We start from the raw sequence: 13,635 nt of genomic DNA on the forward strand, positions 1-13,635 counted from the left end.
CGCCGCACTCGGTCAACTCGCCTCGAACGCAACCATTCGACCGATTCACGCATCGGTGAAACCTGCCGTGCGACGGTCGTACGCCCTTGACAGAGGGATGTTCCATTACCGACACATCGGGCCGGGTCCGGCGGATTGTGTTGCTGCGGACCGCCGACACGCCATAGAGTCGCCAATCGTCGGCATGGTGCCACGCTGACCTGTCTAGAAGTTTCCTGGTCACCAAGGAGGTAAGACGACTTGTGAATGAGTCGACATTTTCTCCCGGGGGTGGTCAACCAGGAATGCCTGCGCCGGGCCAGGGCCCCACGCGGCTCGAGGCTGTCGGCTCCGTTGCTGTGCGCACCTACGCAGCCCACCAGAGTCACCGGACATCAGGAGTGACTCAGCCAGCACCCCCAAGCATGGATGGCCATCACGTGAACGCCATGGCCGGCGACGGAAGTGGCGCGCCCCACAACCACTTCGCCGACTACGACGAACTGCCCGACGGGCACTTCTACGACCCCGACGCCGAGTACGAGCCCGACCCCGAGTACGCGGCCACGCTCGCGCCCGACGCGGCCCGCCAGCGCCGTGAGCGCATCGGCCCGACCGGACGCCCGCTGCCGTACTTCCCGATCCCGGGTCCGCTGACCGACCACGGCCCCGCGAAGATCATCGCGATGTGCAACCAGAAGGGCGGCGTCGGCAAGACCACGTCGACCATCAACCTGGGTGCCGCGCTCGCGGAGTACGGCCGTCGGGTGCTGCTCGTGGACTTCGACCCGCAGGGCGCGCTGTCGGTGGGTCTCGGCGTCAACCCCATGGAGCTCGACCTCACCGTCTACAACCTGCTCATGGAGCGGGGCATGTCCGCGGACGAGGTCCTGCTGAAGACGGCGGTCCCCAACATGGACCTGCTGCCCAGCAACATCGACCTGTCGGCCGCCGAGGTCCAGCTGGTGAGCGAGGTAGCGCGCGAGTCGACCCTCCAGCGCGCCCTGAAGCCGCTGATGGACGACTACGACTACATCGTCATCGACTGCCAGCCCTCGCTCGGCCTGCTCACCGTCAACGCCCTCACCGCCGCGCACAAGGTGATCGTGCCGCTGGAGTGCGAGTTCTTCGCGCTGCGCGGTGTGGCCCTGCTGACCGAGACCATCGAGAAGGTCCAGGAGCGCCTCAACCCGGAGCTGGAGCTCGACGGGATCCTGGCCACGATGTACGACTCGCGCACCGTGCACAGCCGTGAGGTGCTCGCGCGTGTCGTCGAGGCGTTCGACGACCACGTCTACCACACGGTCATCGGGCGCACGGTCCGCTTCCCGGAGACCACGGTCGCCGGAGAGCCGATCACCACGTACGCCTCCAACTCCGTCGGTGCCGCCGCCTACCGCCAGCTCGCCAGGGAGGTGCTCGCCCGGTGTCACGCCGAGTGAGTCTGCCGGGGGCCGACGAACTGTTCCGTACGACAGGGGGAATGGCGCTCCAGCCGTCCACTCCCCGACGCCAGGCAGGCGGCGAGGCCCGGGTGCCCGCCCCCGCGGCGGAGGGCGACGCCGCGGCCGCGGCGGAGGACGCGCCGCACTCGGTGCCCGCGCAGGGCGGCGACGGCGAGGGCGCGGAGCACGTGGCGGTCGACGCGGGCCCGGCGGACGCGGGCGAGTCCCGCAGCCGGTCCGCGACCGCGGAGCGCACCGCGCGGCGTTCGGCGGCGGCGCAGGAAGGTTCTGCCGCCGCACAGCCGCGCAAGCGGGGCCGCGGCGCGGCGCGTCGGCCCAGCGGACGCGAACGGCACGACGAGAAGATCACGGTGTACGTGTCCGCCGAGGAGCTCATGGACCTCGAACACGCCCGGCTGGTGCTCCGCGGAGAGCACGGACTCGCCGTGGACCGCGGGCGCATCGTCCGCGAGGCGGTCGCCGTGGTGCTGGCCGACCTGGAGTCCCGGGGCGAGGCGAGCATCCTGGTACGGCGGCTGCGCGGCCGTTAGCCGTCCGAGCGGGCGGTAAGCGGTAGCCTGCGACGGCCATGACCTCGAACGACGCTCCCACCCCCACCGGCCGCAGACGTACCCTCGGCCGCGGCCCGGGAACGGCATCCCCACCCCCGGCTCACCCACCCGCCCCGCCGGTTTCGCCCGCGCCCCGGGACGAGCGTCCCGAACCGCCGACCGTGCCCGCGGAGCCCGTGCCCGCACCCGGGGACGCCGAGCAGCCTTCCCAGCGGTCGATGCCGGCTCCTGAGCCTTCGGCGGATCTCCCCGCGAACGGCCCGCCGGGCCCGGCCGCCGAGCAGCCGGCCGAGCCGGCGATCGACGTCACCGAGAGCGGGGCGGCCGAGCCGGACGGCCCGGCCGTGCCCCCTGCCGGTTCCGGCGCGGAGGCCGCGCAAGCGGCCGGCGCTGTCGCGCAACCGGCGGGCGCAGACGGTTCCGGGGACGGGGTGTTCACGGTTCGGCTGGCCAACTTCGAGGGGCCCTTCGACCTGCTGCTCCAGCTGATCTCGAAGCACAAGCTCGACGTCACCGAGGTGGCCCTGTCCAAGGTCACCGACGAGTTCATGGCGTACATCCGGGCCATGGGGCCCGACTGGGACCTGGACCGGACGACCGAGTTCCTGGTCGTGGCCGCCACCCTGCTCGACCTCAAGACGGCCCGGCTGCTGCCCGCGGCCGAGGTGGAGGACGAGGCCGACCTCGCGCTCCTCGAGGCACGCGACCTGCTGTTCGCACGGCTGCTCCAGTACCGCGCGTACAAGCAGATCGCCGACATCTTCAGCCGCCGGCTGGACGAGGAGGGCCGGCGCCACCCCCGTACCGTCGGGCTGGAACCCCACCACGCCGAACTGCTGCCCGAGGTCGTCATCGGCATCGGCGCGGCACGCTTCGCCGAACTCGCGGTCAAGGCGATGCAGCCCAGGCCCAAGCCGCAGGTGTACGTCGACCACATCCACGCGCCACTGGTCAGCGTGCGGGAGCAGGCGGGGATCGTGATCGCCCGGCTGCGGGAACTGGGTGAGGCCGACTTCCGGGACCTGGTGGCGGACACCGACGACACACTCACCGTCGTGGCCCGCTTCCTGGCCCTCCTCGAGCTGTACCGCGAGAAGGCCGTGGCCCTGGACCAGGAGACCGCCCTCGGCGAGCTGACCGTGCGCTGGACCGGCCGTGACGGGGACGGGACGCCCACGGTGACGGACGAGTTCGACCGTCCGCCCGAGGCGCCCAAGGAGCCGGAGGACACCGAGCAGCCCGAGCAGCCCGAGCAGCCCGAGCAGGAGGAGAAAGCGTGAGCGAGGAGACCACCGACCCGTCCGCGGGCCCGACCACCGTCGCCGGCCTCGACCTCAAGCCGGCCCTGGAGGCCGTCCTCATGGTCGTGGACGAGCCCGCGACCGAGGAGCACCTGGCGAAGATCCTCGAGCGGCCCCGCCGGCAGATCGCGGACGCGTTGCGCGAACTGGCCGACGAGTACACCGTGCAGAAACGCGGCTTCGAGCTGCGGCTGATCGCCGGCGGCTGGCGCTTCTCCACCCGCCCCGAGTACGCGGCCGCCGTCGAGGGCTTCGTCCTGGACGGCCAGCACGCCCGGCTCACCCAGGCCGCCCTGGAGACCCTCGCCGTGGTCGCCTACCGCCAGCCGGTCAGCCGCAGCCGCGTCTCGGCCGTCCGCGGAGTCAACTGCGACGGCGTCATGCGTACCCTGCTCCAGCGCGGTCTGGTCGAGGAGGCGGGCGCGGAACCCGAAACAGGTGCGATCCTGTACAGGACGACGAACTACTTCCTGGAGCGGATGGGCCTGCGCGGTCTGGACGAGCTCCCGGAGCTCGCGCCCTTCCTCCCGGAGGCGGAGGCGATCGAGGCCGAGACCCAGGAGGGCGTACCGTCGTTCGACCCGGACGCTCCCGATGACGCGCCGGGCGCAGACGGCGACCACACGACGAACACGACGACGGAACTTTGATGCGAAGCAGCGGCAGCGGCAACAACGGCGGGCGCGGCAACTACCGCGGTGCCGGCAACAACAGGGACGAGCGGCAGGGGCAGGGCCGCCCCCGCAAGCCCCGACCCGAGGAGCGCCGCTACGACGTCGGCCCCGGTGCGACGAAGGACGGCCCCAAGGCAGGGCGCGGCGGAGCCGCGCGCGGTGGCGCCAAGGGCGGCCCCAGGCAGTCCCAGCAGGGCGGCCGTACGGCTCCGGCCCGCTCCCGCGAGTACGAGACGCGGATGGAGGAGCGCAACCGCGAGCGGTACGCCGGCAAGAAGGACGTCAAGCTGCCCAAGACCTTCCCGGGCGCCGAGCAGGAGGGCGAGCGGCTTCAGAAGGTGCTCGCCCGCGCGGGATACGGTTCGCGGCGCGCCTGCGAGGAGCTGATCGAGCAGGCCCGGGTCGAGATCAACGGCGAGATCGTCCTGGAGCAGGGCCGCCGGGTCGACCCGGAGAAGGACGAGGTCAAGGTCGACGGGCTGACCGTGGCCACGCAGTCGTACCAATTCTTCTCGCTGAACAAGCCCGCCGGTGTCGTCTCCACCATGGAGGACCCGGAGGGCCGCCAGTGCCTCGGTGACTACGTCACCAACCGCGAGACGCGCCTCTTCCACGTCGGCCGCCTCGACACCGAGACCGAGGGCGTGATCCTGCTCACCAACCACGGCGAGCTGGCGCATCGGCTGACCCACCCGAAGTACGGCGTGCGCAAGACCTATCTCGCGCACATCGTCGGCCCCATCCCGCGCGACCTGGGCAAGAAGCTCAAGGACGGCATCCAGCTGGAGGACGGCTACGCGCGCGCGGACCACTTCCGGGTCGTCGAGCAGACCGGCAAGAACTACCTCGTGGAGGTCACCCTCCACGAGGGCCGCAAGCACATCGTGCGCCGCATGCTCGCGGAGGCGGGTTTCCCGGTCGACAAGCTGGTGCGCACCGCCTTCGGCCCCATCACCCTGGGCGACCAGAAGTCGGGCTGGCTGCGCCGCCTGTCGAACACCGAGGTCGGCATGCTGATGAACGAGGTCGACCTCTAGGGCCGGACGTCTCCCGGGCAGGCCGACGCGTGGCGGACACGGCGCAGGAAGTCCGCCACGCGTCGGTGATCGGGCTCCGCGGGGAGCGGGGTGCGGTCGGCGGCCCGTTCGGTCCCGGTGGCCAGGCACGGGCCGTCCGGGAGCGGATCCTCACAGCAGGTGGATGGAACTGCCCTCCACCTTGATCTGCTTGGCGGCCAGCGGGGTGACCGCCGGTCCGCGGGCCACCGAGCCGTCGGCGATGCGGAACCCGCTGCCGTGGCAGGGGCATTCGATCGTGCCGCCGGCGACCTTGCTCACCGTGCAGCCCTGATGCGTGCAGATCGCCGAGAAGGCCTTGAACTCGCCCTTCGTCGGCTGGGTGACCACGACCTCCTGCTGCGGGAAGACCTTGCCCCCGCCTTCCGGGATGTCGGTCGTGCTCGCCAGCTTGGGACCGGTGGCGGTCCCCTCCATGGTGTGGGTGGGCGACGCCCCCGAGGGGGGAGTCGTCCCCGTGGCGGGTGACGCCTCGGAGGTGCTGCTGCCGTTGGTGCCGCAGCCCGCCGCCACGAGCGCCACCGCGCTCGTGGCGAGAACCGTGCGCCGCGTCGAGCCCTGGGTCATGTCATCACTCCGGGGGTTCCGGGGGGAGGGAAGAGCTCCGAGCGGAGCAGCAGCATCCTCGCATCGAATACGGTGAAGTCGAAGCAAATCCGGGCAGCGCGCGATAAACCACCCATTTCACACGCTGTCTCAGGGGGCGGGCGCCACCCACCCGTCCCACACGGTCTGACTAGGCTGGACGTCCGAGACCCGATTCACCTCAGCAAGGAGCAGCGCCGTGGCGGTACGAGCGGTCCGGGGAGCCGTCCAACTGGAACGGGACGAGGCCGGCCACATGGACGAGCAGGTCGGGGCCCTGCTCACCGCCGTCCTGGAACGGAACGGCCTGACCGCCGACGACCTGATCAGCGTCTGGTTCACGGCCACCCCCGATCTGCACAGCGACTTCCCGGCCGCCGCGGCCCGCAAGCTCGGCATCGTCGACGTGCCGCTGATCTGCGCCCAGGAACTGGACATCGAGGGCGCCATGCCCCGTGTCGTCCGCGTCCTCGCGCACATCGAGTCCGACCGGCCGCGCGCCGAGGTCGCGCACGTCTACCTCGGCGCGGCGGCCGCCCTGCGCAAGGACATCGCCCAGTGAGAAGCGCACTCGTGATCGGCACCGGGCTGATCGGTACCTCCGCCGCCCTGGCCCTCGCCCGGCGCGGGGTGGTCGTGCACCTCGCCGACCACGACCCGGAGCAGGCCCGCACGGCGGCGGCGCTCGGCGCCGGCACGGAGGAGGCCCCGGACGGCCCGGTCGACCTCGCCCTCGTCGCCGCGCCGCCGGCGCATGTGGCAGAGGTGCTCGCCGACGTCATGCGCCGGGGCGCGGCCCGCGGCTACCTGGACGTGGCCAGCGTCAAGGGCGGCCCGCGCCGCGAGCTGGAGTCGATGGGCCTGGACCTGACCGGCTACATCGGCACGCACCCCATGTCGGGCCGCGAGAAGTCGGGTCCGCTGGCGGCGAGCGCCGACCTCTTCGAGGGCCGCCCCTGGGTGCTCACCCCCACCCGGGACACCGACACCGAGGTCCTCAACCTCGCCCTGGAGCTCGTCTCGCACTGCCGGGCGGTCCCGGTCGTCATGGACGCCGACGCCCACGACCGGGCCGTGGCCCTGGTCTCCCACATGCCCCACCTGGTCTCCAGCCTGGTCGCCGCGCGCCTGAAGAACGCCGAGGAGACGGCCGTACGGCTGTGCGGGCAGGGCATCAGGGACGTGACCCGGATCGCGGCCTCCGACCCGCGGATGTGGATCGACATCCTGTCCGCCAACCCGGGGCCGGTCGCCGACCTGCTCTCCGACATCTCCACCGACCTGGAGGAGGCCGTGCAGGCCCTGCGCGCCCTCCAGTCCTCCGACGAGGCCAAGCGCCGCGAGGGCGCCGCCGGCATCGAGGACGTGCTGCGGCGCGGCAACGCCGGCCAGGTCCGGGTCCCCGGCAAGCACGGGTCCGCGCCGCGGGTGTACGAGGTCGTCGCGGTCCTCATCGACGACCAGCCCGGCCAACTGGCCCGCATCTTCGCGGACGCGGGGCTGGCCGGGGTCAACATCGAGGACGTGCGCATCGAGCACGCCACCGGGCAGCAGGCGGGTCTGGTGCAGCTCATGGTCGAGCCGAAGGCGGCACCGGTCCTCGCCTCCGCGCTGCGGGAACGGGGCTGGGCCATCCGCCAGTAAGAGGGCCTCCGGGAAGCCAGTAACCTTGTGCGGGGCGCCCTCGCGTCCCGCACACCACCCACCACCCTTCACCAGGAAGGTGCCCCGCTGTGGAAAACGGCGCCGCCCGGACCGCCCAGCCCGTGATCGTCGCCATCGACGGCCCCTCCGGCACGGGCAAGTCGAGCACATCGAAGGCCGTGGCCGCGCAGCTCGGCCTGAGCTACCTGGACACCGGGGCCCAGTACCGGGCGATCACCTGGTGGATGGTGACCAACGGGATCGACCTGGAGGACCCCACCGCGATCGCCGCGGTGGCCGGCAAGCCCGAGATCGTCTCCGGCACCGACCCCGCCCACCCGACGATCACCGTCGACGGCGTGGACGTGGCCGGTCCGATCCGCACCCAGGAGGTCACCGCCAAGGTCAGCGCGGTCAGCGCCGTGCCGGAGGTGCGGACCCGGATCACCGAGCTCCAGCGCTCGCTGGCCGTGGCCGCGGAGACCGGGATGGTCGTCGAGGGCCGCGACATCGGCACCACCGTGCTGCCCGACGCCGACCTGAAGATCTTCCTCACGGCCTCCCCGGAGGCCCGCGCCGCCCGGCGCAGCGGCGAACTCAAGGGCGCCGACGTCCACGCCACCCGCGAGGCACTGGTCAAGCGGGACGCGGCCGACTCCAGCCGCAAGACCTCCCCGCTGGCCAAGGCCGGCGACGCGGTCGAGGTGGACACCACCGAGCTGACGCTGGCACAGGTCATCGAGTGCGTGGTCACCCTCGTCGAGGAGAAGCGGGCCGCGAAGTGAGCCGTCCGCCGGAGCCCGGGGCGGGCCCTCCGTCGGAGCGCGGAGCCGACGTCGGCCGGCGGATCGGCGTCGGGCTGATGTACGGGCTGTGGCGCCCGCGCGTGCTGGGTGCCTGGAAGGTGCCCGCCACCGGCCCGGTGATCCTCGCGGTCAACCACGCGCACAACGTCGACGGCCCGATGGTCATGGGCGTGGCACCCCGGCCGGTCCACTTCCTGATCAAGAAGGAGGCGTTCGTCGGCCCGCTCGGCTCCTTCCTGACCGGCATCGGCCAGCTTCAGGTGGACCGGCACTCCGCGGACCGTTCGGCGATCACGCGGGCGCTCGGCGTCCTGAAGCAGGGCGGCGTCCTCGGGATCTTCCCCGAAGGCACCCGGGGCGACGGCGACTTCGCCTCGCTGCGGGCCGGGCTCGCCTACTTCGCGGTCCGCAGCGGTGCCCCGATCGTCCCGGTGGCCGTGCTGGGAAGTTCCGAGCGGCGCGGACGGTTGATAAAGGGGCTGCCTCCGTTGCGCCACCGGGTCGACGTCGTCTTCGGCGACCCGTTCGAGGCGGGCGACGACGGCGGCCGGCGCACGCGCCGGGCCCTGGACGAGGCGACCGAGCGCATCCAGAAGCAGCTCACCGACCACCTGGAAAACGCCCGGCGACTGACCGGGCGCTAGGGCATCTCCGGCGGGATCCGCCGGACGGCCCTGGACGACACTTGAGTAGTGGATCACCGCGAACCGGTGGTGGTCCACCGACCACCACGATGAACGACGAGGTACGGACTTCATGAACGACGACATCCAGCCCGACGGCTCGGCAGAGCACGAGTACGAGCACGGGGCGCTCGGCGACGTCGAGTACGCGGAGTTCATGGAGCTCGCCGCGGTAGAGGGCTTCGACATCGAGGACGTCGAGGGCGCCATCGAGGCCGCCGGACACGGCCCGCTGCCCGTCCTCGCCGTCGTCGGCCGCCCCAATGTCGGCAAGTCGACTCTGGTGAACCGCATCATCGGCCGCCGCGAGGCGGTCGTCGAGGACAAGCCGGGCGTCACCCGCGACCGCGTCACCTACGAGGCCGAGTGGGCGGGCCGCCGCTTCAAGGTCGTCGACACCGGCGGCTGGGAGCAGGACGTCCTCGGTATCGACGCCTCCGTGGCGGCGCAGGCCGAGTACGCCATCGAGGCCGCCGACGCGGTGGTCTTCGTCGTCGACGCCAAGGTCGGCGCCACCGACACCGACGAGGCCGTCGTGCGGCTCCTGCGCAAGGCGGGCAAGCCCGTCGTGCTGTGCGCCAACAAGGTGGACGGCCAGAGCGGCGAGGCGGACGCCGCGTACCTGTGGTCGCTCGGCCTCGGCGAGCCGCACCCGGTCTCGGCCCTGCACGGCCGCGGCACCGGCGACATGCTGGACCGCGTCCTGGAAGCGCTGCCCGAGGCGCCGCGCGAGACGTTCGGCGGGGGCGGCATCGGCGGCCCGCGCCGGGTGGCCCTGATCGGCCGCCCGAACGTCGGCAAGTCCTCGCTGCTGAACAAGGTGGCGGGCGAGGAGCGCGTCGTCGTCAACGAACTGGCCGGCACCACCCGCGACCCGGTCGACGAGCTGATCGAACTGGGCGGAAAGACCTGGAAGTTCGTCGACACGGCCGGCATCCGCAAGCGTGTCCACCTCCAGCAGGGCGCCGACTACTACGCCTCGCTGCGCACCGCGGCCGCCGTCGAGAAGGCCGAGGTCGCCGTCATCCTGATCGACGCCTCCGAGTCCATCTCGGTGCAGGACCAGCGGATCATCACCATGGCCGTGGAGGCGGGCCGCGCGCTCGTCATCGCCTACAACAAGTGGGACACCCTCGACGAGGAGCGCCGCTACTACCTGGAGCGGGAGATCGAGACCGAGCTCGCGCAGGTCACGTGGGCCCCGCGCGTCAACGTCTCGGCGCAGACCGGGCGGCACGTGGAGAAGCTGGTCCCGGCGATCGAGACGGCGCTGGCGGGCTGGGAGACCCGGGTGCCGACCGGCCGTCTGAACGCCTTCCTCGGCGAGCTGGTCGCCGCCCACCCGCACCCGATCCGGGGCGGCAAGCAGCCGCGCATCCTGTTCGGCACCCAGGCCGGCACCAAGCCGCCGCGGTTCGTGCTGTTCGCCTCCGGGTTCATCGAGGCCGGCTACCGGCGGTTCATCGAGCGACGGCTGCGCGAGGAGTTCGGCTTCGAGGGCACGCCGATCCACATCTCGGTGCGGGTGCGGGAGAAGCGCGGCGCGAAGAAGAAGTAGAGGAAGCAGAAGGAGAAGCCGGAGCGGATACGGCGAAGGGGCGGCCCGGAACCTTGGGTTCCAGAGCCGCCCCTTCGCCGTGGAAGGGATCAGATCCCGCGGCGCGGAGCGGGTGGCAGGGCCGCCGGAACGTGGTGCGTCCCGCTCTCCTGCCGCCCGATCGTCCCGACCCGCTGCCACTGCGACTGCTGCCGTCCCGTGACATGGCGGGTGCTGTAGGCCCCCAGACTGTAGGCGCCGTACACGGTGGAGCCCGTGTCGTGCGGCAGGTTCCCGAAGGCTACGAAGCCCAGATCCTCCTCGCCGCTGCGGTCGCCCGGCAGGGTCCGGTAGGACTTGACGTACTCGGCGTAGAGCGCGTCGTAGATCGGCGTGGCCGATGGACCACCGTGATAGTCCTGGGGCGCCCGCGGCGGGGGTACCTCCCTGCCCGAGCGCAGTCGAGAACTTGGGGGAGGGGGCGGCGGGTAGGACTGGCGGCGGGGAACGTCATATGCGTGCACGTATCTCCAAACGACCCCGAACCGGAAGAGATGCGGCTCAGGTCCCGGCGAGCGGCAGCGTCGCCGCGACCAGCCTGCCACCCGCCGCGGCCCTGTCCAGCGCGTCCCGCAGCAGGTCCTCCCGCGGCTGCCGGCCGATGGACCCGACCGGCGCGGCGAACATGATCACCTGCTGGTGCTTGTTGGCGGCAGCCCGCCAGCCGTCGGTGACCTGGAGCGGCTGGTGCGCCTGCCACCAGGCCACCGGCTGGCCGCCGCCTGCCTGGGGCTGGAGGACGGCGTGCAGCTGGCCCATGGCGAGCAGCACCGACCAGCCGTGCAGCACGGGCGGTACGGCGGCGAGTTCGGTCACCGGGACATAGCCCTGCTCGACGAGCAGCGGCAGGAACTCGTCGCTGGTGCCCAGCGAGCCCGGACGCGCGATGGGCGCGGTCGGCTCGACGACCAGGGCGGGGTGCAACTCACCGCTGATCAGGACGAGTCCGCTGGTCACCCCGAGCACGGCCTGCTCCGGCACCACCTTCTGGGGCACCTGCTCGGCCGCGCTCCACTGGGGCGGGGTCTGCTCCGGCACCCTGCCGGGGGGGTTCGTGTCCGCGTTGATGGAGCGGACCGCACCCCGCAGCTGCTCCTCGGTGACCTGGACGACCTGCGAGGGCAGGCAGGTGGCGTGGGCGAAGGCGAGGACGGCGGTCTCGTCCCCGACGAACAGGACGGTGCTGGTGCGCTCCTGTGCGGAGTCGCCGGGGGTGCGGCAGGACGTGCAGTCGTAACTGCCCGGGGCGTTCTGTCCGGCGAGCAGCCGGTCGGCTTCTTCGTCGCCGATCTCGGCGCGTACGGCGTCGCTGACGTCGAGCATGCGCGGCACGGGTGGCTCCCTCGGGATGCGGTGCGTGGCGGAGCCGGGTGGCTCCCGGCCCATGAGCCGGGAGGGACCCGGCTCATGAAGAAGACAACGGGTGATCTGCGGCGTGAGTCACGCCCTCCGGCGAACGGAATCGAACCGTCCCGTGCACGACGGCGGCTCTCGCCGGAGAGGCGCTGCTCGCCCCGCCCGGTCCGCCGTCCGGGCGGGGCCCGGTCGCTGTCCGGCGGGGGCTCGCTCCAGCAGCGGGACGGCGGAATTCCCCTGCCGCGTCAGATCCCGGGGAACGCCCGCGGATTCGGAATGCGAGGGCGTCCCGGTGAGGTTCGGAAACGCTTCTCTCGGCGCATTCCGCCGGATATCCCCGGCGGGCCGTCCCGGCCGTTGGGAATTGTGTTCGTAGGGCTGCGGAAGAGGGACGGATCCGCCCGTCCGTGTGACGGAGTGAGATCGCACGCCGGGCCCGGCCTGTGACAGAAGTGTGACAGGAGGGGGTGCGGTGAACCGGAGTGACCCACGTGCCGGGGTGGGCTTTCCCTGCCGCGGGACGGCGCCTAGCGTGGCGGTATGGCACCGATTCCCACTCCGCCGGCGGAACCCCAGGACAACCCCGACGCGTACGTCGGCCTCGAGGCCCCACAGGCCGAACGGCTCGCGCGTGAACGGGGCTGGAGCACGGTCAGGTCACTGCCGCCGGGCGCGATCATCACCATGGAGTACCGGTTCGGACGGCTGAACTTCGAGGTCAGGGAAGGCCGCGTGGTGCGGGCCTGGAAGGGCTGAACCGCCGCGGGCGCTCCGGGTGCCGCGGCGGCCCGTCGTCAACTGCCCGTCAGGGGGCGGGCCGCCGAGGCCGTGCCGCGCGGGACGCGGTCGGGGTGCGGCGGTCTGCGGCCGCCGGCCGGGGTGCCCGGTGTGCGCTCCGGGCGGTTCGTGTACCGCCCGGGGGTGAGGTGGCCCGACGTCCGGGACGTGCGTCCGGCGCCGACCGTCTCGCGGGCCGCCGGCTTCTCGTCCGAGGCGGAGGCGCGCGGGGTGAGCACGACGGGGGCGCCGACCGGCGCGGCGGGGGCGGGCGCGGGTACCGGTGTCCGGCGGCCGCGACGGGCGCGCCAGCGGTCGCGCAGGTCGAACAGGGTGACCTCGACCCGGGCGATCAGCGGCTCGAACCACGGCAGTGCCAGCAGGATCAGCAACCCCGCGGCCCAGCCGAGGAGCACGTCGCTCAGCCAGTGCGTCCCCAGGTAGACCGTGGTCAGACCGACGCCGAGCGCCGTCACCGCGGACAGCGCCGACAGCCAGCGGCGCGCTCTCGGGGTGGAGGCCAGATAGGCCAGGATGCCCCAGGTCACCACGGCGTTGGCGGTGTGGCCGCTGGGGAATATATCGCCGCCCAGGCCCATCTCGTTCGAGCCGATGACGGTCGCGTAGTGCGGACCCAGGCGCCCCATGCCGATCTTCGCGGCGCCGACCGTGACGTTGAGCAGCAGCAGCGAGGTGGCGAGGGTCAGCAGCGGGCGCAGCGTGTGCTGCCGCCACGAGCGCCAGCCCAGCCACGCGGCGACCATCACGGCGGTGGGGCCGCGCTGGCCGAGCACCACGTAGTAGTCGAGGAACGCGTGGATCTGCGGCCACTGCTGGTACGGCCGGAAGAACATGACCTGCCAGTCGAGCCGGACCAGCCACGAGGTGGTGATCACCGCCCAGACGATCGACAGGTAGAAGGCCAGGGTCGCCGAGAAGAGCACGAACCGGTGGCGGCTCATGCGCGGCGTGTCGATGTGCGCCGGCCGCTGCGGCTCACGGTCCAGCCTGGCGAACACCCGGTCCAGGCGGGTGAGGGTTCGTTCGGTACGCACCCAATCGACGTTACAGCGAGTGAGGTGTGTTCCCTGACGAAGCACGTGATTTGTGATGACGACGTGATGTGGGATTGCTCTCAAC

15 protein-coding genes are annotated in these 13,635 nt (G+C 72.1%); 11 read left to right on the forward strand and 4 right to left on the reverse strand.

What is annotated here, in order from left to right:
* The first annotated feature begins 284 nt into the window (after positions 1–284).
* Genes ACTYVM_RS06625 through ACTYVM_RS06645 form a run of 5 tightly spaced genes read left to right on the forward strand, consistent with a single transcriptional unit; the run spans position 285 to position 5,008 of the window.
* On the forward strand, positions 285–1,421 hold the full coding sequence (locus ACTYVM_RS06625; RefSeq protein ID WP_400032002.1) for a ParA family protein: 1,137 nt from the start codon (positions 285–287) through the stop codon (positions 1,419–1,421).
* Positions 1,406–1,975, forward strand: coding sequence for a hypothetical protein (locus ACTYVM_RS06630; protein WP_400032000.1), 570 nt, complete (start codon positions 1,406–1,408; stop codon positions 1,973–1,975). Before ACTYVM_RS06625 ends, ACTYVM_RS06630 begins: the two co-directional genes overlap by 16 nt.
* Before the next feature lie 38 nt (positions 1,976–2,013).
* Positions 2,014–3,276, forward strand: a complete 1,263-nt coding sequence (locus ACTYVM_RS06635; protein ID WP_445524995.1) for a segregation and condensation protein A — start codon at positions 2,014–2,016, stop codon at positions 3,274–3,276.
* Positions 3,273–3,947: an SMC-Scp complex subunit ScpB gene (gene scpB / locus ACTYVM_RS06640; RefSeq protein ID WP_400031996.1), complete on the forward strand. Its 675-nt coding sequence runs from the start codon at positions 3,273–3,275 to the stop codon at positions 3,945–3,947. Before ACTYVM_RS06635 ends, scpB begins: the two co-directional genes overlap by 4 nt.
* Entirely contained in the window at positions 3,947–5,008 is a 1,062-nt protein-coding gene (locus ACTYVM_RS06645; protein ID WP_445524996.1) for a pseudouridine synthase, read from the forward strand. The genes scpB and ACTYVM_RS06645 overlap by 1 nt, the downstream gene beginning before the upstream one ends.
* A gap of 150 nt (positions 5,009–5,158) precedes the next feature.
* On the opposite strand, the gene ACTYVM_RS06650 is transcribed toward ACTYVM_RS06645, so the two are convergent.
* Positions 5,159–5,614 (reverse strand): Rieske (2Fe-2S) protein, encoded by a 456-nt coding sequence (locus ACTYVM_RS06650; protein WP_400031992.1) that lies wholly within the window; start codon positions 5,612–5,614, stop codon positions 5,159–5,161.
* A 217-nt stretch (positions 5,615–5,831) separates the two neighbouring features.
* On the opposite strand from ACTYVM_RS06650, the gene aroH reads away from it, so the two are divergent.
* The 5 genes from aroH to der all read left to right on the forward strand — a co-directional run bounded on the left by aroH (position 5,832) and on the right by der (position 10,323).
* On the forward strand, positions 5,832–6,194 hold the full coding sequence (gene aroH / locus ACTYVM_RS06655; protein ID WP_445524997.1) for a chorismate mutase: 363 nt from the start codon (positions 5,832–5,834) through the stop codon (positions 6,192–6,194).
* The gene (locus ACTYVM_RS06660; RefSeq protein ID WP_445524998.1) at positions 6,191–7,276 is read left to right on the forward strand and encodes a prephenate dehydrogenase; all 1,086 of its coding nucleotides are present in this window, start codon (positions 6,191–6,193) and stop codon (positions 7,274–7,276) included. The genes aroH and ACTYVM_RS06660 overlap by 4 nt, the downstream gene beginning before the upstream one ends.
* Positions 7,277–7,365: 89 nt before the next feature.
* Positions 7,366–8,061 (forward strand): (d)CMP kinase, encoded by a 696-nt coding sequence (cmk, locus tag ACTYVM_RS06665; RefSeq protein WP_445524999.1) that lies wholly within the window; start codon positions 7,366–7,368, stop codon positions 8,059–8,061.
* A gap of 77 nt (positions 8,062–8,138) precedes the next feature.
* The gene (locus ACTYVM_RS06670) at positions 8,139–8,726 is read left to right on the forward strand and encodes a lysophospholipid acyltransferase family protein (protein ID WP_445525171.1); all 588 of its coding nucleotides are present in this window, start codon (positions 8,139–8,141) and stop codon (positions 8,724–8,726) included.
* Positions 8,727–8,838: 112 nt separating this feature from the next.
* Positions 8,839–10,323, forward strand: a complete 1,485-nt coding sequence (gene der / locus ACTYVM_RS06675) for a ribosome biogenesis GTPase Der (protein ID WP_445525000.1) — start codon at positions 8,839–8,841, stop codon at positions 10,321–10,323.
* Positions 10,324–10,412: 89 nt separating this feature from the next.
* On the opposite strand, the gene ACTYVM_RS06680 is transcribed toward der, so the two are convergent.
* Together ACTYVM_RS06680 and ACTYVM_RS06685 are read right to left on the reverse strand one after the other, a co-directional pair.
* Positions 10,413–10,826, reverse strand: a complete 414-nt coding sequence (locus ACTYVM_RS06680) for a hypothetical protein (RefSeq protein WP_400031982.1) — start codon at positions 10,824–10,826, stop codon at positions 10,413–10,415.
* Between the two features lie 37 nt (positions 10,827–10,863).
* Positions 10,864–11,694: a DUF8842 C-terminal domain-containing protein gene (locus tag ACTYVM_RS06685; RefSeq protein WP_445525001.1), complete on the reverse strand. Its 831-nt coding sequence runs from the start codon at positions 11,692–11,694 to the stop codon at positions 10,864–10,866.
* A gap of 564 nt (positions 11,695–12,258) precedes the next feature.
* Here ACTYVM_RS06685 and ACTYVM_RS06690 point away from each other — a divergent pair.
* The gene (locus ACTYVM_RS06690) at positions 12,259–12,474 is read left to right on the forward strand and encodes an I78 family peptidase inhibitor (protein ID WP_445525002.1); all 216 of its coding nucleotides are present in this window, start codon (positions 12,259–12,261) and stop codon (positions 12,472–12,474) included.
* A gap of 38 nt (positions 12,475–12,512) precedes the next feature.
* Here the strand turns inward: ACTYVM_RS06690 and ACTYVM_RS06695 are convergent, their stop codons facing one another.
* Positions 12,513–13,550: a phosphatase PAP2 family protein gene (locus ACTYVM_RS06695; RefSeq protein WP_445525003.1), complete on the reverse strand. Its 1,038-nt coding sequence runs from the start codon at positions 13,548–13,550 to the stop codon at positions 12,513–12,515.
* Between the last annotated feature and the right edge of the window lie 85 nt (positions 13,551–13,635).

It is taken from the genome of Streptomyces cyslabdanicus, assembly GCF_052663305.1.

What these genes read in the sequence shown, in the direction of transcription:
- ACTYVM_RS06625 (WP_400032002.1), top strand. Translation starts at nt 285, where the DNA reads ATGCCTGCGCCGGGCCAGGGCCCCACGCGGCTCGAGGCTGTCGGCTCC.
- ACTYVM_RS06635 (WP_445524995.1), top strand. Translation starts at nt 2,014, where the DNA reads ATGACCTCGAACGACGCTCCCACCCCCACCGGCCGCAGACGTACCCTC.
- ACTYVM_RS06645 (WP_445524996.1), top strand. Translation starts at nt 3,947, where the DNA reads ATGCGAAGCAGCGGCAGCGGCAACAACGGCGGGCGCGGCAACTACCGC.
- ACTYVM_RS06650 (WP_400031992.1), bottom strand. Translation starts at nt 5,614, where the DNA reads ATGACCCAGGGCTCGACGCGGCGCACGGTTCTCGCCACGAGCGCGGTG.
- ACTYVM_RS06670 (WP_445525171.1), top strand. Translation starts at nt 8,139, where the DNA reads ATGTACGGGCTGTGGCGCCCGCGCGTGCTGGGTGCCTGGAAGGTGCCC.
- der (WP_445525000.1), top strand. Translation starts at nt 8,839, where the DNA reads ATGAACGACGACATCCAGCCCGACGGCTCGGCAGAGCACGAGTACGAG.
- ACTYVM_RS06690 (WP_445525002.1), top strand. Translation starts at nt 12,259, where the DNA reads ATGGCACCGATTCCCACTCCGCCGGCGGAACCCCAGGACAACCCCGAC.